The following is a 21,865-nucleotide window of genomic DNA, read 5'->3' as shown; positions in this document are numbered from 1 at the left end:
TGCTGAAGACGTTAGAGGCCTGAAGGTTATCTGTCTTTTAAAATCGACAGGGTGATGTCGCCTGAATAGTCTTTTTTGTAAGTGTCAAAAAAGACTCCACATACCGTTGTTTTTTCTAGGACATCCAAGGTCAAGGTGTCGTCATAGCCATTGAGGCTGCTCCAGGTGGCGCCCACCTTGACGTTGGTTTTTCGGTTTACAAACGTACCGCCATAGATCCAAAGCATGACCCAGGGCTCGGGGGTAACCTGTTGTTGCTCGGGACCATAGCTAAAGGCTCCACGCTCGATGCGAATAACGTAGGTGCCTGGCTCTAGTTGGGTTGAATTGGCCGTGGATTGGAGCTGATTTAAATACTCTTGGTCCAGTTCGTAGCAATGCTCTTGACTATCAACAACTACGCGCATTTTGAGTCTTCCTTCTATTTCAATTACAAGTTGTTCAAATCATTGTGTCTGTTCAGAGTCGTTGTTTTTTATGGGGCAATCGGCTCTGAATATGTCTGGGGCAAAGGCTATCGAGAGCCCCTAGCCGGCCTCTACGATGGACAGGGTAATCTGGCCCACGTTATCGTCTTTGTAGGTATCTAAAAACAAGGCGCAGAGGTGCGTGTCTGCTAACACTTCTAGTTTGAGCACGTCGTTATAGCCATTGAGGGTGAGCCATGTTGTTCCCACGGCCACATTGGTGTCCTGGTTGATAAACCGACCTCCGTTAATCCACAGCATGACCCAGGGTTCGGGTTCGAAGGTGGGGGCATCTGGCCAATAGCTAAAGGTGCCTGAATTGATGCGAATAATGTATTTACCTGGGCTGAGGGACCTAGCACTGTTGAATGATTGGAGTCGAGCTGGATCTAGGCTAAGGCAGTCGCTATGGCTGCGAATGGTTAGCCTGCGATAGACACATTCTCGACAAGTCTTTTCTATGGTTTGCCCTAGGACGTCGCCCATGGGGGTATTGCCGTCGTTGACAAAGGCCAACCCCCCCGTTGCCATGGCCAGTTCTTTATGGGCTGCGATCGCACCCCTATCTGCCTCATCGGCGGGCTTATACAGGTAAGTGCTAACAATGGTGCCTGTGCCATTAGCCGCTTGAACAACGGATTGAACGGCGGTTTTTTCGTTGTTGTCGTTATGAAGACCTTGGGCCCCAACAAACAAGAGAGATTGGGCCGCTCCGGGACGCCAGTCGAAGTGTTGGGCGATCGTTGCCATGGCCTCAGCCGAAGAGATTACACCGTCTGGAGTGTCGGAAACTTTGCCCAGGCTACCCAGATAGTCAGGGACACTTTGGTGAACGGGAGTCCCTGCCATAGTGCCATGGGTGCCTAGCCAGGTGACGCGCGTATCGGTCGGGCGATGAGTGGCTGAGAGTACATCGCCCATCACCCGTTCCATGGCGGTGATATCCATATTGGGCGCTTGGCTATCCACCAAAATCACCATATCCAGTAGCTGTGGCGTTGATGGTGCCACATAGGACGCCGGAGCGGGGGGTGCCACAGGCAATGGGGGGGCGGGCGTTTTCTCTGGTGGCGCCACCACTGTCTGGCTCACCAATGGTTGACTCACCGGTTGGGAAACGATCGCTGCGGGAGACCTTAGAGTGGTGGGGGAAATGACCGCCGTGGGGGAAATGACAGTTTTCGGAGAAAGTTTAGCATTAGCCGTCTCCGGGGTGATTCCCCAGGCCCGAGCGTAGCTTTGTTTGGCTGCATCGCCGCGACCTAGGGCCATCAGGGCATCTCCTTGGCCAATCCAGGCTTTAGGTGAGTTGGGGGCTAGCTCAACGGCCTGGTTAAACAGCGTCAGTGCATGGTCAGCCTGCCCCGCATCTAGGACGATTTGCCCCAACCCGATCATGGCAGTCACGTTGTGCCCAGAGAGTTCCAATACCCGTCGAAAGCAGTATTCTGCTTCCTTGGAGCGCCCTAAGCTTTGGTAATACAGTCCCTTCTGACAGATGGCCTCTGGATCATTCCAATTGACCAATTGTCGAATAGTTGCGAGGTGGCCTGCGTCGTCGCTGGGGGCAGCCGAAACGGCCTTAGGTTCTGCACTGCCAGCCGTTTGGGCGACGCCTGCGTTCTCTGTGGAGTGTGTTGCTGCGGGTGCTGTGGGCGCTGCGGGCGCTACGGGCGCCTTAGTGGGAGATGTCACCATCACGGTTTGAGCACTCGAACCAGGCTTCCATGTGGGGATGGGGGTGCCGCTGAGCAGCGCATTGGCCTCGCCGTACCAACCATTGGCTTCATCGAGTTGACCTAGGGCTAAACAGGCATCGCCTTTAGCTTTTAGGGCATCGATGGAGGTTTTATTTAGCTGCAGTGCCCGGTCAAAATCTCCTAGGGCAGCGTCGGCTTGTCCCAACGAGGTTAGAGCCTTGCCTTTGCCAATCCACCCATCGATATTACCTGGATCAATCTCAGTGGCCTGGTTGAACTGGGCTAGGGCATTTTCTCCCTGTTTTAGGGTTAAAAATACGCTACCCAACCCCAGGAGACCTAGGAGATTTCTGGGGGAGAGTTCTAGGGCCCGTTGGAAGTAAGCTTCGGCTTTGTCAGCTTGTTCCGACTTTAAATATTCGAACCCTTTGTGAGCGACCTGCTCGGCATTGTTCCAGCCGGCTGTTTTTTCAAAAGGCACAATCGATAGGGTGGTACCCGGTGTTGTGTTGATGGGTTTGGCCACCGTGGGCGGCGATGTGGGCCTTGGTGCGACTGGCATTGGAGCCGCCGCTGGCTTGATGGGCGGTGTGGGAACGGTCTGTGGCTTGATGGGGGCTGCTGGTTTGGGTGCCGAAGCCAGCGGCGGCGCAGCTACCGCCGGCTTGGGCGCAGCGGGTTTAGCCGGTGGCGGTGGCGCGATGGGCTTGGGGGCGACGGGCTTGGCGGCGATGGGCTTGGGAGCTGTCGGGGCAGCGGGTTTAGCTTCGACGTTAGCGGCCGCTGGTTTTGTTTCGGGGCGTTTGATCTCTGCGAATGGGCTTTCTTTGGGGGACGTTGATTCTGCCGCTGAGCGCCGCTGCCCCCAAAGCAGGAATAGGAAGGGGAGGGGAAGTAGCCCCAATAACCAAGGGATAAAGCCTATGTTGCCCCCGGATGTGGCGGCATCTGTCGCCAGCATGGGTGGATTGAGGGCGGTGGCAATGGCTGCGGCTTCGGCGGTTTTACCGGCGCCAATGGCCGCTTTGCCTGATGCGCCGGTTACCCAATTAACGAAGGGAAGAACGGCTTTGGCATTATTTTTTTTGTAGGCATAGCCCCGAATCTGGGCGTAGGGGTAGGCCTGTTCGCCGGGCAGCGTGTCCTGTAGGATCGCCATTTTGACGGGCTTGACCCGACGCTGGCCTTTGATTTGGCTTGCGATCGCATAGCTAATGCCATCATCGTCCAGCTGGCGAATCACCTCTGCCGTATTGTCGGTTTTTAGCTGGACCACCCGCTCACCCTGGGCTCGTTCCGCGGTTCCTAAAATACCGTAGGTGCCAAGCACAGCGCGGGTATCACTGGCCAGGGGCCGATCAATAAAGCGAATGGGGCCGGGTGTGCCGCCCACCTCTGACCAATCTGTGATCTCTCCCCGGAAGATCTGGGCAAATTGTTCCAGGGTGAGGTGCCCGGTAAATCGGTTGTTGCGGCCTATGATGATTGAGATCGCATCCTGACTAACGGGAATCTCCACCAGCCCTTTTGCCTTCTCGGTGGCAGACAGCGATCGGCCAATGGCTGCCAGGTCAATATCGTTATTTAACAGCGCATCCAGGGCCGGTTCAGTCCCATTGGTTCGCAGGGTCACATCTGTGCCTGGATATTCTTGCTCAAAACTTTCCTTCAGCGCCTGATTGATGGGTTGCATCAATTGGCTGCCGTCAATCGTTAGACCTTGCCCTTGCGTAACAAGATTCGCGACATTTTTATTGTTGACAACAGTGTTGCCAACCTGACCGGTGGCCCCTGATGTTTGGGCCACCGGCACCATCGCCAGGGACATCGCCGTAGCTGGCTGCGGAAATGCGCTCAAAGCCAGCACTAATGCCAGGCTAACAACGATGGAACGTTGGGAAAGAGAACTGAGTCTGCGCTGCGTTAGAACCATGGGAGTTCCGTAGAGAGACAGTAATGGTAGACGACTTACGTGAGTCTACTTAAATTTAAGGTATAGAAGTTGTTCTGACATAGCGTCCCGGATACATATTTTTCTGAATTTTCAGCTCTTTAAAATGCGTAAACCCTTGCCTTGAGGGGAGAATGGACCCATCAAAATAAATCGATAAGGTATTGTTATCAGGCCAGATAGCTGACAAAAATAAGAAACTAAGCTGAGTAAGAATGTCGTAAAAAAAGGCTCTAAAGAGACTTCTGTGCAGGTAATTCGGCGTACATTCAATCCACAGAGTGTAACAATATGTTCGCTGTTTTAGCAGGTTAGAGGCAGTGTGATATCTGAAATCGTTTTTGGTCACCCTGGCTAGGGTAATGACGTTAGAAAGATAAAGGGGGTTGTTGTTGCTTTCGGTCGGGCAATATCCAGAACGTGAGAGATATCACATGTGTCGCAATTGCCCTCAAGTTTGCAGTGCTCAGCCTGACTGACCGGCTGACAAAAAATCCTGATGTAGGTTAGGTGGAACGAAGTGCAGCCCAACACCAGAGACAGTTTCATTAAATTACGTTAGCCCTAGCGTAACCTACGGCAGAACAAAGGTAAGGGGGTGGCAGCCGTTCGCCACATAAAGAGATTAGCTATCTTGGGTGTCCGTATCTTTCAAAAACTGACGATAGCCAAATAGTTGAGTATCTTCAGAAATTTCTGCAGCCGTGTGAAATGTGAACTTTCGCTCCTCTCCAGATTCTTGCCATGCGGCTTGTAACCGTTTGGATGGGAATTTTCCTTGGTCGAACATATATAGCATTTTGGCCCATCGCTCCTTAAGCTGATGGCTTTCGCCAACGTATAGGCGATATTTTCCGATATTGGCGATGGCGAAAATTCCAGATTGCATAATGCTTACACTCCGATGGTTTCAAAGCTCTGTGCCTAGTTAGATGGCAACCGCTAGCAGAGTCTATGATCAATTTTCCCTCACAAAATCTAGAATCTGACACTATTTACATGGTTTGCAATGTCTAATAGACACCCTAAAATGGCTAGGGACGATCTGCCTGGGCAAAGCGTATTTGCCGCATTTACCCTCCACCTATCATACCTATGACCATTGGCCTTCCGTTTAACCTTAATGTACAAACCCAGTCCAATGATGCTGATAGTTTTGCCATTACCTTTGCGCCATTGTCCATAGACGATGTGTATCGTGCCGCGGATGATGGCGCCAATGGGGCCATTGTTGTTATGAGTGGTATGGTGCGCGACAACACTGAGGGTAAAGCCGTTGTTGCCCTAGAGTATCAAGCCTATGAGCCCATGGCCGCGGCCGTATTTAAACAAATTTCGGCAGAGATGCGCCAGCAGTGGCCCGACATCACCCATGTGGTCATTCACCATCGCACTGGCAAACTCACCGTAGGAGAGATTAGTGTGCTTGTTGCTGTGGGCTGTCCCCATCGGTCAGAGGCATTTGCCGCCTGCAAATATGCCATCGATACACTGAAGCACAATGCCCCGATTTGGAAAAAAGAGATTTGGCAGGATGGTTCCACCAGCTGGGTGAGTATAGGTGCCTGTGAGGAAGAAAATCCATAGTAGGCAAGGGCTGAATTTGGGGTGCAGAATTGGGAACGTGGCAAACGAACATAGGCCGCTGGCGCCAACCCATATTGAAATTAACCCTGAGAAATGAGTAGAACTGTAATGTTTCGATATATCTAGGGTTAATCAATCTATGCGATGGATCATCGTTGATATTTATCAAGGTATTAATAATTTTTACAGCGGTTGGATTTGGTGGAACCTTTTTCTAGCCTTTATCCCGATGCTGCTAAGCTTTCGGCTGTTTCGCCGCAAGGCCATGCCGCCGTTTTGGTTTGCCCTCGCCTGTTTTGGTACGGCGCTGATCGGTATCGTTGGCCTAGAGTCCAGGTTGCCCAGGCTCAAGCGGTTTGCATTTGGTGTAGTGCGTGGTATTCAGACGGCTGACCCTAGCACGCTGCTCCAGTTGCTTTGGTTAGCCGGGGTAATGGTTATTGCCCTGGGGGTCAGTGTTTGGTTATTTAAACAGTCCCACACGCGGAAGCTTTGGCTGTGGTGGATCGGCCTGGTTACTTTCATCGCATTTTTGCCCAATGCCCCCTATGTTTTAACCGATATTTTGCACCTGATTCGCGGCACGAGTGCTGGCACGATCAAAATTTGGGTGGTTGCTTTTATTTTTATTCCGCTGCATATGGCGGCCATTATTGTTGGCTTTGAGGCCTATGTGGTTTCTCTTTTAAATGTAAATTTCTATCTGCAACAGAAGGGATTGCAGGCACTGACTTGGCCGGTGGAGATTAGTATCCATGCTTTGTGTGCCTTTGGTGTATATCTGGGGCGGTTTATTCGACTAAATAGCTGGGATATTGTTGTTGATCCAACCAGTGTGCTGGCAACCACATTGAACACCCTGACGTCCAAGCGACCAGTGGCGGTTATTTTCTTTTCGTTTGTGTTACTGACGGTGCTCTATTGGGTTATGAAGCAAGTGACCCTGGGGTTAAAGCTGAGAATCCACTATGCACGGACAGGGCAAAATGCATTGAATTAATCTGACAAGATATCCATGGCTGAGTGGGGCTAGACAACACCTTGGGTACGTTGATGGATATCACTGTTAGATGCGCTGTGGTGAAACTAGATAAGCTGAGCCATACATCACAATTGAATCTTCTGATGTATGGGTTGGTTGGTTTAACAGAGTAAAGGGGCATAGCAGTCAATTTTTTCGCTTTAATGTGGCTGCTGGTCTGCTGCATAATGCAGATGCTGGGGGGATCATTAGTGTGTTCGCAATCGGTCAGCGTTTTTGTTAGAGATTGAGACGAGTCATGTGGTCCCGAATCCTTCAGAAATTATTGCGTCGTCATCAAGTGGGCGCTCAACTGTTTATAATCTAGGGCGCAGAACTCGGGACTATGGAATAGTGCATGGTCGTTATTCCTGAGTAGTCATCCGTCCCTGGAAACAAGGAATTCTTTGTATGAAAGTCATTTACGATCCAGAACAAGACGTCCTACAGATTGCTCTTGTCACGGCTGTGATTGAAGAAACAACCCAAATCTCCCCTGGATTGGTGCTTGACTATGACGAAGATGGCCATGTGATTGGTTTAGAAATCAGAAAAGCCTCGTTAAAAACAGATAGCCCCTTTGCCATTTCGTTCAATGTGGGTAAGGCGAATATTAATAAACCCATGGCCAGCTATAGGGAATAGGGCTTGCTGGGGTGTTTTCTGTTCTGTTGCGATCGCTGATGCGGTTTTTGCATAAATTAAATTCGTAAAACAACTTTGGCGTTGTCTGGTTTTGTTTGTGCAAATTGCTTTGCAGTTTGTGGGCCGTTGTAAAACAAAGCATGGACCTTTGGTCAGTTGCAAAATTTTTGTCGTCATGCAGTATGCGGCTTTTGCATTTTGGCATGCCTAAAACAACTCAGGTCAGGAGATTTTGACTTTTTAGCCTGTTTTAGCAGTCTGGAAATACACTTCCAGGCAAAAAAATGTTGTGGTTCCTAGATCGTTAATAATTGGTTGGCGAGTGTTGAGCTCTCGTTTATTTACTGATTATTTTGCAACCACCCCTAGGTTCATTGGATTTGACCATGACAGAGTCTGTGCGAATTTTGATGTGTGCTCCGCAGCACTACGATGTGGATTACGTCATTAATCCTTGGATGGAGGGCAACATCCATCGTTCGTCTCGAGAACGTGCCCAGGACCAGTGGCAAGGTCTGCACCATATTCTGAAGGAGCAGGCGACGGTTGAATTGGTGGCGCCCCAGCCTGGATGGCCCGATATGGTATTTACCGCCAACGCTGGGTTGGTGCTGGGTAAAACCGTGGTGCTTAGTCGCTTTTTCCATCCCGAACGCCAGGGGGAAGAGCCCCATTTTCAAAAATGGTTTGAAGATAATGGCTATACGGTGCACACCCTGCCTAAGAGTTTGCCGTTTGAGGGGGCGGGGGACGCGCTGTTGGATCGTGCCAGCGGCTGTCTTTGGGCCGGGTATGGGTTTCGCTCGGAGTTAGATGCCCATCCCTATTTGGCCAAGTGGCTGGATGTGGAGGTGCTGTCGCTACGCCTGATTGATCGTCGTTTTTATCATCTGGATACCTGTTTTTGTCCGCTCACCAATGGTGATTTGCTGTATTATCCGCCTGCGTTTGATACCTATTCCAACCATTTGATTGAGCGTCGCATTCCGGCGGAAAAGCGCATTGTGGTGGATGACGTAGATGCGGTGAACTTTGCTTGCAATGCGGTCAATGTGGGCCAGACCATTGTGATGAATAGTGCCAGCGATAGCCTGCACCAGGCCCTATCTGCTCGGGGCTTTATCGTGATGACCACCCCCCTGACTGAGTTTTTGAAGGCGGGTGGGGCGGCCAAGTGTTTAACCCTGCGGCTGACGGAGTCTCGTCAGGCGTCGCCCCAGGCGTCTTCTGTTCAAAGTCGTGTGGTTAATTTGGAAGGGCATTTATTAGATTCGGGGTTGGTCAATCGTGCGTTGGATACCATCGTGTCTGGTGGCGGTAGCTTTCAGGTACTGAACTTCCATTTGGGCGAACAGCGGCAGGATACGTCTATGGCTGAGGTGAAAGTCTCTGCGCCGGATACGGAGGTGATTGAGGACATCATGGGCCAGCTGGTGGATCTGGGGGCCGTCGTCAGTTCCGAGACCGTGGCGAATGCTCATCTTGAGGCGGTGGTGCAGGCTGGGGTGGCGCCCGATGATTTTTATGTAACGGCGATTTACCCGACGGATGTGCTGGTGGCAGGGCAGTGGATTCGGGTACATGGCCAGCGGATGGATGGCGCGATCGCAATTACCCATACGTCTGATGGGCCGGTGGCACGCTGCAAACTGCTGCGGGATTTACGGGTAGGGGAATCGGTGGTGGTCGGCAGTGCTGGGATTCGCACTCAGCGTACGGCAACGACCCTAAAGCAACCGTCCTCAGAAGAATTTAGCTTTATGGGGGCCGGTGTCTCCAGCGAGCGTCGCGTAGAACTGGTGGTGGAACAAATTGCCTGGGATCTACGGCGCATTCGTGACCAGGGGGGCAAAGCGGTGGTGACGGCAGGGCCGGTGGTGATTCACACCGGGGGCAGTGAACACCTACAAACGCTGATTCGAGACGGGTATGTCCACGGGCTGCTTGGGGGCAATGCGATCGCGGTCCACGACATCGAACAAGCCCTAATGGGAACGTCTCTCGGCATGGATATGAAGCGTGGCGTCTCCGTCCACGGTGGCCATCGACACCACCTCAAAGCCATCAACGCCATTCGTCGCTGCGGCAGCATCGCCAAGGCCGTAGACCAGGGCATTTTACCCAGCGGTGTCATGTACGAATGCGTCAAACACAACGTGCCCTTCTCATTGGCAGGCTCCATTCGAGACGATGGCCCCTTGCCCGATACCCAAATGGACCTGCTCCAGGCCCAGGCCGACTATGCCCACCTAATCGAAGGGGCGGACCTGATTTTGATGCTATCCACCATGCTACATTCCATCGGTGTGGGCAACATGACCCCCGCTGGCGTGAAGATGGTGTGTGTGGATATTAACCCGGCGGTGGTGACAAAGCTGAGCGACCGAGGCTCGCTGGAATCCATTGGAGTGGTCACAGACGTGGGCTTGTTTTTGAGCTTGTTGGTGAAGCAGTTGAGTAAGCTGACTGGTGAATATGCGAAGGTTTAAGCCTTTGGAGAAAGGCGTTAGGGATCGGGGCATCCACAAGGGAGTGCCCCTACAAGAATCCTCGCTTTGCCTGGTTCCTGCACTTCAAATTTGCCATCCCAACGAACTCGAAACCTCAACCCTTTTAGAATTTTGTCGCCCCGCGCAAAATTCTAAATTACCCAACCGCACCCCCAACCGCCTATCAGGGATACCAACTATATTTTCCCGTAGGTTCTAGGGCGGCGGAACGCCCTAGCCATGGGGGTGTGGGGAACTCGGCGGGACCCCACGCAGCCGGTTTTGCTTTTGACCAGTGATCTAGTGCATTTATGACCAAGTGGGACAAATGCAAGAGTGGGACAAATGCAAGAAGGTGCGCTCAGGGCTTTCCCCCCTGAAACCCCCCATGTCGTGGGGGCCTAAACTCCCCCACACCCCCCGAAAGGAGATGTCTACCAAGACTTAAAAATTGGTAAAGACAGAGTTACGGCAAGATCAGGGTTAAAGTTACGGACTACAAGAGTAGACTTTTTCGTTCTTAAAAGCAGAAAGCTTGTCAGTGTACCAGGCTGCAATTCCTAAGCTCCCCAGATCCCTATAATAAAAAACCACTAACCACTCAATCCTTCTCCCATCCATGCCTGACTGCGGGGTGCCCAACCAAACATTGCAACAACCATCTACCATTCGACCCATTGGTGTCTATGCCCTATCTGGCCTAGCAGCAGATGGAGACCAGTTTTTTTCCATCGATCGGGTGCGGGGCTATCTGATCTCCGTTAATCCCAAAACCAATAACACCGTTATCCTCAATCCCCACCAGCTAGAAGATAAAGAATGGATCGATGCCGTGGGGCTATCACTCTGGCACGATACTTTCTGGTTTGGGCGAGACCGAGAAGTATTTTGGTGCGATCGCGCCACCCTAAAAACCAGCTTACTGGCCGAACTACCCTATACCGTAGCGGGGGTGGCCGTTTGGGAAAACACCGTCTACGTTAGCTGCCAAAAATCTGGCTATATTCACCTATTTGATCGCGACACCGGCGAACCGATTGGCAAGTTTCCCCAACCCGGCGTCGGCGAAGAAACCCTGGCGGCCAATGCAGAGGGCCTATGGGTCTGTGACCAAACCGAGCAAACGGTTTACTGCCTGGAGCACACTACCGGCAAAATTCTGCTCAGCGCCCTCACCCCCTACAGTTCACCCACCGGCATTGCCTTCTATCAGCCCGACCCGGCCCAAGATCCCGTTTGCCACATCGTCTATGCCGACGAAGAACCCTACATTCGGGATAACCCCAATGCCGAATCGCCCCACGAACTCACGTTTCGCGATCGCACCTTTATCCATCCCCTCTACCTGCACCACAACCCAGCAGACCACTACACCCTGTCCAACGGTTACCTGGTGGAGTTTTCCTACGTAGAAGAACTCCTGCCCCTCGATGCCGTTACCCTCAACAACGTCGAGTGGCGCATCGCTCTACCTTCCAATACCCTGCGGCAGCGCGTACGCCATGTGGAACCCATTGGCCATCCCTTCACCATCGAAGACCAAAACGGCCAGCAGGTCGCAGTCTTCCGGTTCGACCAAATCCAGCCCTTTCAGGGGGGCCTAGTGGGCTGGAAAGCCACCGTAGAAATGTATAGCCTGAAATATAGCCTCACCCCCGAGGACATCGAAGGTGAGCGCCCCTTGCCCACAGAGCTAGAACGCTACCTCATTGATGACGACGAGCTGGACATGGAAAAAGCCAGCATTCAACAGGCCGCCCGGGAAGGGGCCGGGACCGAAACCAATGTGCTACGCAAAATATTGCGCATTCGCAACTACGTTTACGATCGCATGTCCTACGGCATTCAGCCCGCCATTGATACCCCAGCGGTTGCCCTCGCCAGGGGAACCGGCTCCTGTGGTGAATATGTCGGCGTGTTGTTAGCCCTGGCTCGGCTCAACGGCATCGCCTGTCGCACCATTGGCCGCTACAAATGCCCGCCCCATGCCGAATATCGCCACCTGCCCCTAGAGCCCGACTTTAACCATGTGTGGCTAGAATTTTATGTCCCCGGCGTGGGCTGGCTACCCATGGAATCCAATGTCGATGATGTTATCGAACGAGGGCCCTATCCCGAGCGTTTCTTCATGGGGTTGTCCTGGTACCACACCGAAATTGGCAAAGACATTCCCTTTACCAAAATGAATGCCGACGACAAACCAGACGATTTTTCCCTGCGCGATTTGGCCATCAACCACATTCGCTTTCGCATACTCGATGAGCTAGACCCTAGCGAAACTGTTGGGAAGGCTGATGACTAACTCCTATTCTCTCATTCTCCACGGTGGCGCGGGGGCGATTCAAACCCTAAAGTTTGGCAGTAGCGAAGAGGGTTTTCAACAAAGTATTAACGCCATCCTATACCAGGGACGCCAGCGCCTAGAGCGGGGAGATAGTGCCCTGGATGTTGTTGAATACTGTGTTTCATTGTTAGAAAACGACCCGCTTTACAATGCGGGCCGTGGGTCGGTGCTGAACGCCAAGGGCAAGGTGGAAATGGATGCAGCCCTAATGAATGGTGCCGATTTACGGGCGGGGTCCGTAGCCTGCGTGAGCCAAATAAAAAATCCAATTTCCCTGGCGCGTCAGGTGTTAGACCATGGCCAACAGGTTCTTTTAGTGGCCTATGGGGCGATGGAATTTGCCAAGCTGCGGGATGTGGAATTTTGCCCAGAAGAGTATTTCGTTACGCCAATGCGGGTAAAACAGTGGGAGGCAGCCCAAGCGGCTGGAACAATCACGTTGGACCACGAGCGGGTGAAGCCAGAAAAGCTCGGAACAGTGGGTGCAGTGGCCTACGATTTGAACGGTGATTTGGCCGCGGCTACATCCACCGGAGGCTTAGTAAATAACTCCTGGGGCCGGGTGGGAGATTCTCCCATTATTGGGGCCGGGGTGTATGCGGATAATCAGTCCTGTGCGGTTTCGGCAACGGGCTATGGAGAAGCGTTTTTGCGAACGGTTTTGTCGAAGACGATTGCCATGTTTGTGCAGTGGCGGGGCATGGATGTGGAGACCGCGACCCAGGCGGGCATTGAGTATTTGGTGAATCGGGTACAGGGACAAGGCGGCGTGATTGCCATTGACGCGGCAGGGCGCTGTGCGTCGGCACAGTCAACAACGGGGATGGTCTGTGGGTGGATTGAGCAGGGTGGAGAGAGTTACTACACTTTAGGCTAATGGCAAGGCTTATATTATCGGTGCTTTGTTCCCTCGCTCCCAGGCTCTGCCTGGAGTGAAAGATTGTGGCTCTGCCACAGCTAGAAGGCAAAGCCTTAGCAGGATTCAATTGTACTAGGATAGAATAGATAGTCAGCAGTCTGATGATTTACATCTTCTATCTGTGCCATGGTCCAAGTGATTGCCGCCCATAATCTGGAACTTCATGATGTAGAAGCACGCTTTGGTCTGCAGCAATCGACCGATCCTGCTTTTTTCCCGGAGTGGCAGGGGGTGGCGATGGCTCTAGATGAGCGAGACCTGTACTGGCTAGATAAGGCGAAAGCTAATTTTCTGAGCTTAATCAAATATCGCCTGCACGAAGAGGTGGTCAAAATGTCGATTTTGGCCCCACTGTTAGCTGTGTCTGGTTTAGGAACTGCTCCCTTTGTACCCAAAGCTGAAAAACAGGTGGAGGTTACCTTTCCCAACCAGGATTCAGATGCTGACGGAGAGATGATCCGTGGCCGCATTGATTTATTGGTGCTATATCAGAATCTATGGGTGGTCACCATTGAGACTAAGCCCCAGCAGTCGGATGTTTTAGAAGCGCTGCCCCAAGCATTGACCTATATGATGGCTAGTCCAGACGAGGCGTTGCCCCTGTTTGGTTTACTTACCAATGGTCGGCATTTTATGTTTGTCAAGCTCCTTAAACAGCCCCAGCCGGTTTACGGTCTATCAGAGCTCTTTACTTTATTTAGACAAGGCAATGAAATGCATCAGGTGACAGCGATTTTGCAACACCTTGGGAAGTTAACGATGGAGCTAGATTGGAAAAAGAGAAAAGTTGGCTAATTTTCTGCCTAGTAACAGTTTTTGCTTGACTAGGTAGGAGTGCAATTCCAGAATTATGGAAACGGATGAGTGTCTAGTGCATTGCTCTTAGGTTTTTACTATGATGGTGCAACTATGCCACTTGTCTACAAGGGACTCCAGTATAAAGAGGGTGTTCTCTCGCTCCAAGGCTCTGCCTGGAGTGTAAGATTGTGGCTCTGCCACAGCCAGGAGGCAGGAGCCTCCGTAGGGATTGGCCAGCCAGAGTCTGAGCACTAGAGGTAGGATGCACTATAGGGGCAAGGGAGATGTCCTACAGGTCCATTGCCATCAAATTGTGTAACGGATTTTCTCGGCTTGGTCGGCATAGCCCACCCTACGATGACTTTTTCCGTAATCCAGACTTACCACCAAGGGTGTACCAATATTCCCAATGGCCCCCAGATGCTGTAGCCCAATCATTCAAATTAAACTCTCCTGTCCCTTCCGGTGTGCCAGCAATTTTATAAACCTTGACCGCTTTTCCGCCATTGTCCCAAACCAACGGCCAGCCAGGTTCCATCTGTTCAGGTAGCGCACCATTGGGCGAAAGAAAATACGCATCCTGCCCGCGATGGGTGCCATTACCAAAGACCTTGGCTATTCCTGTTTTATCGATGGCAACAAAAGCCCCTTCTTCTAACCCAATGGCATGATTGTCCAGAGAGTTTTTATCTGCCGCAATTACCCTGGCCAACAATCCTAAAATTCTGCCGTAGCGAGTTTCTGGGTTCCGTTTGTTAATCCGGTCCAAGTGGGTGTCGGTAATCACATTAGATAAAAACGGCACCTGAATAAAATCGCTTTTGTGAATGGTCTGCGTATTGAAATGAAAGGGATCATCCAAAATTTCTGAGCTGATTATACCCTGATGATCTGGCGCATAGTAGTAGCTGCCCAAGATGGCCATGCCTGCACTGGTACCAGCGACGGGCGCTTTCTTGTCGTTGATAAGATAATTGATCGCATCTTCGGTGCGGGTGCCTTCCCACAACTCTTGATATAGGTTTTGGTCTCCCCCGGCAATAAACAGGGCATCGGCTTCGCGAATATAGTCTTCTACTTCGCGGCTGTTGGCCGCTTCTCTGCTGTCGATGGAGAGTTCTGCGGCGGAGTGAACATAGTCTCGATAGTTGCGGCTAATAAAGCTGGCTTGTTTGCCAACGCCCCCGGTGCGGATGGCGAGATAGTTTCCGCCACGGGCCTTTTCGAGAAACCATTTGGTGGCAGCATCTTCGCCCGATTTGCCCCCTTCAGCACCGCCGATCAGTAAAATAGCAGGCTCGGGCTCACTCCGAGCACTGCTAGGAGAACCACAAGTTAGAGAATATTCGAAGTCCTTTTGCTTACCCATGGTAGTGCTCTTGGGGGTGTATAAAACCAATTTCGGGTGCGTCGAAACCACGTTCAACACACCCGAAATTGTTGTTCCATTTAACTGATTAACTGCCTACGGGCATAGGCTCCACAGACGACTCATCCGCAGGGTCGACCAACAACGCTGGATTGGCATCATCCACAATGGGGTCACGTTTTTGAATGATTTCAATTGCCCGGCTCACCTGCTCTGGGAAAATCACCACTAAAGCGTCTTCCGGGGCATGGTCTAGGGCCCATTCAATCGCTGTGGTCTCATCCAATTGAATAAAGTGAGATACGGCAGAGTCAGGCACTTGCCCAATGCCCTGGACAATTAGCCCTGACGCCTCCCCTGCAGGGCGGCCCCGACGGTCATCATCTTCTTTGACAATAATGTGATCAAAGAAGGTGGCGGCGAGTTGCCCCAGACCAATCAGATCCTCATCGCGCCGATCCCCAGGGCCACCGACCACGCCGATGGTGGGGCCAGACCAGTTTTTTACAAAACCACCTACGGCTTCATAGCCTGCGGGGTTGTGGGCGTAGTCCACCAATGCATGGAAGCGCCCCATGTTAAATAGGTTCATGCGACCTGGTGTCTGCTGCGCGGAGGCCTCAAAGCTGCGCAGTGCGGCCCGAATCTGTTCCACTGTGATGCCTTGAACAAATGTGGCCAAGCTGGCTGCTAGGGCATTGGCAATCATAAACGGTGCCCGTCCGCCCAGTGTCAGCGGTACCTTAGTGACGTGCTCAATCCGATGCACCCACTCGTTTTGCAAAATAACAATGTGGCCATCGTCGTAAACGGCGGCAATGCCTCCATCCCGCACATGGTCTTGCACCAACGGGTTTTGGGCATCCATTGAGAAGTAGGCGACCTTACCCGCCACCCGATCGGCCATGGCCGCTACGCGTTCATCATCGGCATTGAGAATGGCGTAACCATCCGCATGGACAGCCTCAGCAATTACGCCTTTAACCCTAGCCATTTGGTCGATGGTGTCGATATCGCCCAGACCTAGGTGGTCGGCTGCAACATTGAGCACCACACCTACATCACAGTGGGGGAAGGCCAACCCAGAGCGCAAAATACCGCCTCGGGCTGTTTCTAATACGGCCATTTCCACGGTGGGATCTTGCAAAATCATCCGCGCACTTTGGGGACCCGTGGTGTCGCCCTTTTCAATCAGGTGATCGCCAATGTAAATCCCATCGGTGGTGGTAAAGCCGACGGCGGCGTGAACCTGGCGCGCAATGTGAGCGATCAGGCGGGTGGTGGTGGTTTTGCCATTGGTGCCTGTGACTGCCACCACGGGTACGTGGGTGGGAGTATCCGGTGGGAACAACATTTGTAAAATGGGGGCTGCCACATTGCGGGCCACCCCTTCACTAGGCGCTAAATGCATCCGCAACCCTGGGGCGGCATTCACTTCCACAATCACCCCATCTGCTTCTTTCAAAGGCTTGGTGATGTCGGTGGTGATCACATCGATCCCCGCAATATCGAGGTCAATAATCCGTGAGACGCGCTCTGCTAGCCACACGTTGTCTGGGTGAATGTCGTCGGTGCGGTCGATGGCGGTGCCACCTGTGCTGAGGTTGGCCGTTGCCCGCAGGTAGGCCAACTGATCCATTTCTAAAACGGTATCCACACTCAACCCTTGGCGAGCCAACATTTCGTCGGTGGAATCGTCTAGCTGAATCTGGGTGAGCACGTTGTCGTGGCCATTGCCACGGCGTTCATCTTGGTTTTCTTGTTCTACGAGTTCGGCGATGGTGTATGCGCCATTACCCACTACGTGGGCGGGCACCCGTTCTGCGACGGCGACTACCTGATGGTTCACCACCAGGATGCGATGATCCCGACCGGCATAAAAACGCTCAACAATGATCCCCCTGGAGATTTCCTTGGCGCGGTCATAGGCTTCTTCGGCCTCTTGCCAGGAGCGAATATCAATGGTGATGCCACGGCCATGGTTGCCATCCAATGGCTTAATCACGATGGGATAACCACCCAGATTCTCAATCGTGGGTTCGAGATCGTCAAAGCTGTAAATTAATGCGCCAGCGGGCACTGGGGCACCCATATTTTCTAGGACGGCTTTGGTGCGTCCTTTGTCGCAGGCGAGTTCTACACCCAGCACATTGCTGGAGGATGTGAGCGCTGCCTGAACGCGTTTTTGATATTTGCCATAGCCCAGCTGGAATAGATCACAGTTTTCTAATTCCATCCAGGGGATGCCCCGGGCCTCAGCTTCGCCCACTAGGGCATCGGTGGTCGCCCCCAGCGCCGCGTTTGCTTGCAATTCTTTGAGGTCGGCTAAATCTGTGCGCAGTTCAGTTGCGGGGTAGGAGCCTGTATCGATGATGCTTTGGCACAATCGCACGGCGGCACGGGTGGCATAGCGGCCAGCGGCTTCATTTTTGTATTCGACCACCACCTGATAGATTCCAGCGGTGCTGGTTTCTCGGGTGCGGCCAAAGCCGACGGTCATGCCAGTGAGCACCTGCAGCTCGAGGGCGACATGTTCCACGATGTGGCCCATCATGGTTCCTTCTTGCACACGGCGCAAAAAGCCACCTCTACAGCCGGGGGAGCAGTGATGCTCTTCCAAGCTGGGCAGCACTTGCACTAACCCATCGTAGAAGCCAGGTAGCGTATTGGAAGGACTCTCTGCGAGTTCCTCTAAATCTAAGCGAACGACAATTAGCTTAGGACGGCGAATACTCCAATAGTTGGGGCCACGCAATGTGCGAGTGTGCAGAATTCTCATAGGTGACAAAAAAATGTATGTGGATAGATGCCAACAGAAATTAAGGGGCCAGTTAATTTCGTATGCCAAGCTACAGGCCCTCTTTATGGGGGAGAGCTAGTACGGATAAAAGCGAACATGCCTGCAAAAATTAGCTCAGGCTTGCTAACTGGGTCATATATTTTTTGTAAAATTAATTACAGATGTATTTGATTTTAAGTGAATGCTTTGAAATTTTGATCGGAATATTTCGTGAAGAGGTCTCCAATTTTGGTGCGACTCTCGGAAAGCTGTTCTAGACCAAAAATAACTTAAAGGGTGTTGAATAATTGAACCCAAAGGGTGTGGGCTAACTGTAATGGATAATACAACACCGCTTGATTGGAATTACAGATATCCTAGCTTTGTCAGGATACCATGATACTTTACTGGGTATTTGATGCATTTAGCGCATTGAAATATGCAACTTTCGATGTTATCCAACGATAAAAACTGATGGGCTCCCGTGATTTTTCACACCCTATCGATAAATTGCAACAACCTTTAGCGACACCTGCATACTTTGCCGTAGTTGGTGATTAAAAATGAGACACCATGCCATGGGTGGGCATACATACTGAGCGGCGTCTATAGTCGTATTCATCGCCTTCGCTGAGAATATGCACCCGCAAATCGTGCAGGCTAAGGGGCGATGTTGGGGCAGAGCTACGATAGTTGGTGTGGGTTAATTCGCGGGGGTCAATGATGGTGACGGTCCCTTTTCCAATGACTTCAAAGGTGCCATCTCCTTTAAAGGCGGCACAGGTATCTTCGTCAATGCCAATACCTAGTTTGTCGGGGTTGGCTGCGATCGCACTCAATAACCGCGCCATCCGATTGCGATTGTGGAAATGTTGATCGACTAACACTTCTGGAACAAATCCCAACCCATCCATGAGATCTACCAGCCCACGGTTAGGTGACTCACCGCTACTTCCGCCTGAAATCATCTTTTCTCCCATCACTGCAGCACCGGCACTGGTTCCGGCCAGCACTAGCGTGCCCAGGTTCAGACGTTTTTTAAGGGTGGTGGCGAAAGTACTATTGCGGATAAATTCAAACAACCGCACCTGGTCGCCGCCGGAGAGGAAAATCCCAGTGCAGCTATCTAAAGCCTGGAGCCAACCATCCTGATCACATTCCTGCGGCCGCCTAATATCTAGAACCTTAACGCTCTTAGCTTTTAGCTCACTAAAAATGCGGGTGTAGCGATTACCCACTACGCTCGGCTCTTGGGATGCGCAAGGAACAATGCCAATGGTTGCCTGGGCTCCACCAGCACTTTTGAAGAAATTCGTCAATATGCTACGGGGACCGACCTTATCTTCTGCCCCTCCAATCACCATTACGGGGTACTGGGTCGGATTTACCATAGCCTAATCAATACAGTGAAAATTTACTAACGTCTATAACGTATCTCTAAATGATAAATCATATAGTTACGATGAGACAAAAATAGAAAATACTTTTCTCGAAGAAATTGCCGGTCGTCCATGGGAAAATATTTAGGGAAGGCGGTTAGATATTTTACAGAAAAATGTTCTCGGCTATGGGGGATTTGTAAATCTCAGAAAGTCTCTCTACCGTGTAAGGAGATTGACCCAATGAGCTGGCAGATGTCGAGGGGGCCAAAACTGCGACGTCAATAGGCTTGTATATGTCTTGTGAAATATTGAGTTCACCCACTTGTTGTTGCAAATATCTCTTGTTTGTTTGTCGGTTGTTGTCGTCCCGATCGGCAGCAAAAAAAACAGGAAGCTTGGATTAATCAAGCTTCCTGGGTGGCTCGTGGAAGAATCGTTATTAGTGCGTGGGCTGCTGGTTAGGAAACCGCAAACGCTTCGAACGGTGTGTCTTCGGCAACGCGAGGGGCGACACCGCTGAAGATGTCTGCCACTCGGATGGCGTCTGCCACCGCCGTCAATGTGGGGTTAGCATAGCCCACACTGTTGGGGAAGACGGAGGTGCCAATGAGCGTGAGATTGTCGACGCCATGCATGCGGTTCTCCGCATTGACCACACCATCGGAGGGGTTAACACTTTGGCGAGTGCCACCCATGTGGTGGAAACCACTGCCTGCGCGGGGAATATCTCCTTGGCCCAATTCACGCATGGTGACAAAGGAGCCGACGCCCGATTGCTTGAATGCATCGGCAACAAAATCCGCAGCCCGGTTGATGGATTCAGTCTCTTTCTGACTCCAGGACCACTGTAGTACAGGTAGCTGGCGACCTAAGCGATCGCAGTTTGTCCCCAACCGAACCCGGTTATCAGGTGATGGCCGCTGCTCAAACATCGCCTCCACCGAGACCGAGCCAAAGCTGTGGTAGCGAGCTGCCGGATCGCTCCAACCGCCTTTCCCTGTATTATGCACAGGATTATTCCAGGCTTCATAAATAAGTCTGCCTGCCCGAATTGGATCAGCGGCTAGCTGGGGCAAGAAGCCCAGGAACCCTTTCCTGTCGCGGCGCTTTAACCGGTCCCAAGCCTGGGCCACGGCCACCCCTGTCTTGGAAGAATCACCGACCGGGCGTCCTACCAAATCAATGGAGAATCTCAGGATGCCGAGTTCCTGGGCGATTTCAGGTTGAATCTCATGGCCACGCATAATGGGCGTGCCCGCGACTTCTTGGAAGTCGTACCAAGCTGTCGCCTTGAGCAATTCATCAGGATTAGGATCCGTTAAATACCCCAGGCGGGTGTGGGGATGATCCACAAACCAGCGGCCAAATACGTCGTGGGGGTCGGCCAGGGCGCCATCTTGTTTTGCTAGCAGTAGCTGGCGCGCATTTTCAATGCCGCCCAAGGCCAAGACATAGTGTCCGGCTTGAATGCGAACTTCACTACCATCTGGACGGCACATCACCAGGCCGGTTACCGTCTCTTGTTTGTTGGTCTCAATCCGCACGAGATGTAGGTCTGAACAAACCGTAATGCCCGGATGTGCTTTGGCTTCCGCCACTCGCTGTTGGCTGATGGCCTTAGAGCGGGCAAAGTGGAACAGTTTAGTGGGTAGGGTGAAGGTCGATAGAGGCACCGGATTAAAGTCATCCTGGTATCCGCCGATGTCGAAATTATGGCCTTCTAAAGCAAAGAAATCTAAAGCATCTCTGTAGCGGCTATAGACATCGATGCCCGGTGCAGCCCACGCTGGAATATCGAACTCGGGACGAGCATCAAAATCGGCCAGGGCACCTGGCACAATCCGCACCCGGCCTTCGGCAGCGGGTCGCCACTCTACACCCCAACGACAAGAATTACCACCAGACCCTAAGTAGCGGGAGTAGGTCATGTAGTCTTGCCTGGAGTACAGCGTTCCCTCCGACACAAGGGTGGGGTCAGTTCGATCCGCTGCGTCTGCCGCACTGGCAACTGTGCCGCAGAAAAATTCATGGCCCTGATCTTTGGCCGCAAACTTGCCACTGTCGATCACTGTTACAGCCTTGCCCGCGTTGGCTAAGCGCAGCGCAAAGGCAAGACCCACCGGGCCACTACCCACTACACAAACCGATTGAGGATCGATGGAACTTAACGTTCCTGGCTCGGCCTTGGCATCGAACTGATTTTTATTCATGACGAAATATTAACTGGTAGAAATTTTTCTGAAGAAGATACATTTACAGGAGACATGTCCGTGTCTCCATCTCTTCCTGGAAAGTTAACTAAATGTTCTGAAATAATACGTGGTTGTTCGTTGACAAGAACAGTGCTTCTGCGGTGCCTAAGCCTTGGGACTTGAGCGATATAAAGAGCACTCTTCTAAAGTTCGCAAGTGCAT

General features: G+C 52.0%; 14 protein-coding genes. 7 read left to right on the top strand and 7 right to left on the bottom strand.

Annotated elements, in window-relative coordinates; all coding sequences use genetic code 11:
* Positions 1 to 26: 26 nt before the first annotated feature.
* From IXB28_RS13195 to IXB28_RS13185, 3 genes are all read right to left on the bottom strand, one after another.
* The gene (locus IXB28_RS13195; protein WP_215619055.1) at positions 27 to 407 is read right to left on the bottom strand and encodes a hypothetical protein; all 381 of its coding nucleotides are present in this window, start codon (positions 405 to 407) and stop codon (positions 27 to 29) included.
* 120 nt (positions 408 to 527) lie between these two features.
* Positions 528 to 4,100 carry a substrate-binding domain-containing protein gene (locus IXB28_RS13190; protein WP_215619054.1) on the bottom strand — a complete coding sequence of 1,191 codons (3,573 nt, stop codon included), beginning with the start codon at positions 4,098 to 4,100 and terminating at the stop codon, positions 528 to 530.
* Positions 4,101 to 4,743: 643 nt separating this feature from the next.
* Positions 4,744 to 5,007 (bottom strand): GIY-YIG nuclease family protein, encoded by a 264-nt coding sequence (locus tag IXB28_RS13185; RefSeq protein ID WP_215619053.1) that lies wholly within the window; start codon positions 5,005 to 5,007, stop codon positions 4,744 to 4,746.
* A gap of 206 nt (positions 5,008 to 5,213) precedes the next feature.
* On the opposite strand from IXB28_RS13185, the gene IXB28_RS13180 reads away from it, so the two are divergent.
* The 7 genes from IXB28_RS13180 (at position 5,214) to IXB28_RS13150 (ending at position 13,918) form a co-directional block, all read left to right on the top strand.
* Complete coding sequence (locus tag IXB28_RS13180) at positions 5,214 to 5,705, top strand: molybdenum cofactor biosynthesis protein MoaE (protein WP_215619052.1); 492 nt, start codon at positions 5,214 to 5,216, stop codon at positions 5,703 to 5,705.
* A 139-nt stretch (positions 5,706 to 5,844) separates the two neighbouring features.
* Positions 5,845 to 6,705 carry a DUF1361 domain-containing protein gene (locus IXB28_RS13175; RefSeq protein WP_215619051.1) on the top strand — a complete coding sequence of 287 codons (861 nt, stop codon included), beginning with the start codon at positions 5,845 to 5,847 and terminating at the stop codon, positions 6,703 to 6,705.
* 432 nt (positions 6,706 to 7,137) lie between these two features.
* Positions 7,138 to 7,371, top strand: coding sequence for a DUF2283 domain-containing protein (locus IXB28_RS13170; RefSeq protein ID WP_215619050.1), 234 nt, complete (start codon positions 7,138 to 7,140; stop codon positions 7,369 to 7,371).
* Positions 7,372 to 7,757: 386 nt separating this feature from the next.
* Positions 7,758 to 9,860 carry a bifunctional arginine dihydrolase/ornithine cyclodeaminase gene (gene argZ / locus IXB28_RS13165; protein WP_215619049.1) on the top strand — a complete coding sequence of 701 codons (2,103 nt, stop codon included), beginning with the start codon at positions 7,758 to 7,760 and terminating at the stop codon, positions 9,858 to 9,860.
* 619 nt (positions 9,861 to 10,479) lie between these two features.
* Positions 10,480 to 12,162, top strand: a complete 1,683-nt coding sequence (locus IXB28_RS13160) for a transglutaminase domain-containing protein (RefSeq protein WP_215619048.1) — start codon at positions 10,480 to 10,482, stop codon at positions 12,160 to 12,162.
* Positions 12,155 to 13,081: an isoaspartyl peptidase/L-asparaginase family protein gene (locus IXB28_RS13155; protein ID WP_215619047.1), complete on the top strand. Its 927-nt coding sequence runs from the start codon at positions 12,155 to 12,157 to the stop codon at positions 13,079 to 13,081. The genes IXB28_RS13160 and IXB28_RS13155 overlap by 8 nt, the downstream gene beginning before the upstream one ends.
* A gap of 168 nt (positions 13,082 to 13,249) precedes the next feature.
* Positions 13,250 to 13,918 carry a restriction endonuclease subunit R gene (locus tag IXB28_RS13150; protein WP_215619046.1) on the top strand — a complete coding sequence of 223 codons (669 nt, stop codon included), beginning with the start codon at positions 13,250 to 13,252 and terminating at the stop codon, positions 13,916 to 13,918.
* A 355-nt stretch (positions 13,919 to 14,273) separates the two neighbouring features.
* On the opposite strand, the gene IXB28_RS13145 is transcribed toward IXB28_RS13150, so the two are convergent.
* From IXB28_RS13145 to IXB28_RS13130, 4 genes are all read right to left on the bottom strand, one after another.
* Positions 14,274 to 15,290 (bottom strand): cyanophycinase, encoded by a 1,017-nt coding sequence (locus IXB28_RS13145; protein ID WP_215619045.1) that lies wholly within the window; start codon positions 15,288 to 15,290, stop codon positions 14,274 to 14,276.
* 88 nt (positions 15,291 to 15,378) lie between these two features.
* Entirely contained in the window at positions 15,379 to 18,069 is a 2,691-nt protein-coding gene (cphA, locus tag IXB28_RS13140; protein WP_215619044.1) for a cyanophycin synthetase, read from the bottom strand.
* Between the two features lie 557 nt (positions 18,070 to 18,626).
* Positions 18,627 to 19,460 carry a cyanophycinase gene (locus IXB28_RS13135; protein ID WP_215619043.1) on the bottom strand — a complete coding sequence of 278 codons (834 nt, stop codon included), beginning with the start codon at positions 19,458 to 19,460 and terminating at the stop codon, positions 18,627 to 18,629.
* Positions 19,461 to 19,909: 449 nt separating this feature from the next.
* Entirely contained in the window at positions 19,910 to 21,661 is a 1,752-nt protein-coding gene (locus IXB28_RS13130) for a GMC oxidoreductase (protein WP_215619042.1), read from the bottom strand.
* Positions 21,662 to 21,865: the final 204 nt, after the last annotated feature.

The organism is Leptothoe kymatousa TAU-MAC 1615, assembly GCF_018739865.1.
GTDB classification, from domain to species: domain Bacteria; phylum Cyanobacteriota; class Cyanobacteriia; order Phormidesmidales; family Phormidesmidaceae; genus Leptothoe; species Leptothoe kymatousa.
This window is presented reverse-complemented; position numbering and strand designations above follow the sequence as displayed.

Coding starts and splice junctions, on each gene's coding strand:
- IXB28_RS13195 (WP_215619055.1), bottom strand. CDS start 407: ATGCGCGTAGTTGTTGATAGTCAAGAGCATTGCTACGAACTGGACCAA.
- IXB28_RS13190 (WP_215619054.1), bottom strand. CDS start 4,100: ATGGTTCTAACGCAGCGCAGACTCAGTTCTCTTTCCCAACGTTCCATC.
- IXB28_RS13185 (WP_215619053.1), bottom strand. CDS start 5,007: ATGCAATCTGGAATTTTCGCCATCGCCAATATCGGAAAATATCGCCTA.
- IXB28_RS13180 (WP_215619052.1), top strand. CDS start 5,214: ATGACCATTGGCCTTCCGTTTAACCTTAATGTACAAACCCAGTCCAAT.
- IXB28_RS13175 (WP_215619051.1), top strand. CDS start 5,845: ATGCGATGGATCATCGTTGATATTTATCAAGGTATTAATAATTTTTAC.
- IXB28_RS13170 (WP_215619050.1), top strand. CDS start 7,138: ATGAAAGTCATTTACGATCCAGAACAAGACGTCCTACAGATTGCTCTT.
- argZ (WP_215619049.1), top strand. CDS start 7,758: ATGACAGAGTCTGTGCGAATTTTGATGTGTGCTCCGCAGCACTACGAT.
- IXB28_RS13160 (WP_215619048.1), top strand. CDS start 10,480: ATGCCTGACTGCGGGGTGCCCAACCAAACATTGCAACAACCATCTACC.
- IXB28_RS13155 (WP_215619047.1), top strand. CDS start 12,155: ATGACTAACTCCTATTCTCTCATTCTCCACGGTGGCGCGGGGGCGATT.
- IXB28_RS13150 (WP_215619046.1), top strand. CDS start 13,250: ATGGTCCAAGTGATTGCCGCCCATAATCTGGAACTTCATGATGTAGAA.
- IXB28_RS13145 (WP_215619045.1), bottom strand. CDS start 15,290: ATGGGTAAGCAAAAGGACTTCGAATATTCTCTAACTTGTGGTTCTCCT.
- cphA (WP_215619044.1), bottom strand. CDS start 18,069: ATGAGAATTCTGCACACTCGCACATTGCGTGGCCCCAACTATTGGAGT.
- IXB28_RS13135 (WP_215619043.1), bottom strand. CDS start 19,460: ATGGTAAATCCGACCCAGTACCCCGTAATGGTGATTGGAGGGGCAGAA.
- IXB28_RS13130 (WP_215619042.1), bottom strand. CDS start 21,661: ATGAATAAAAATCAGTTCGATGCCAAGGCCGAGCCAGGAACGTTAAGT.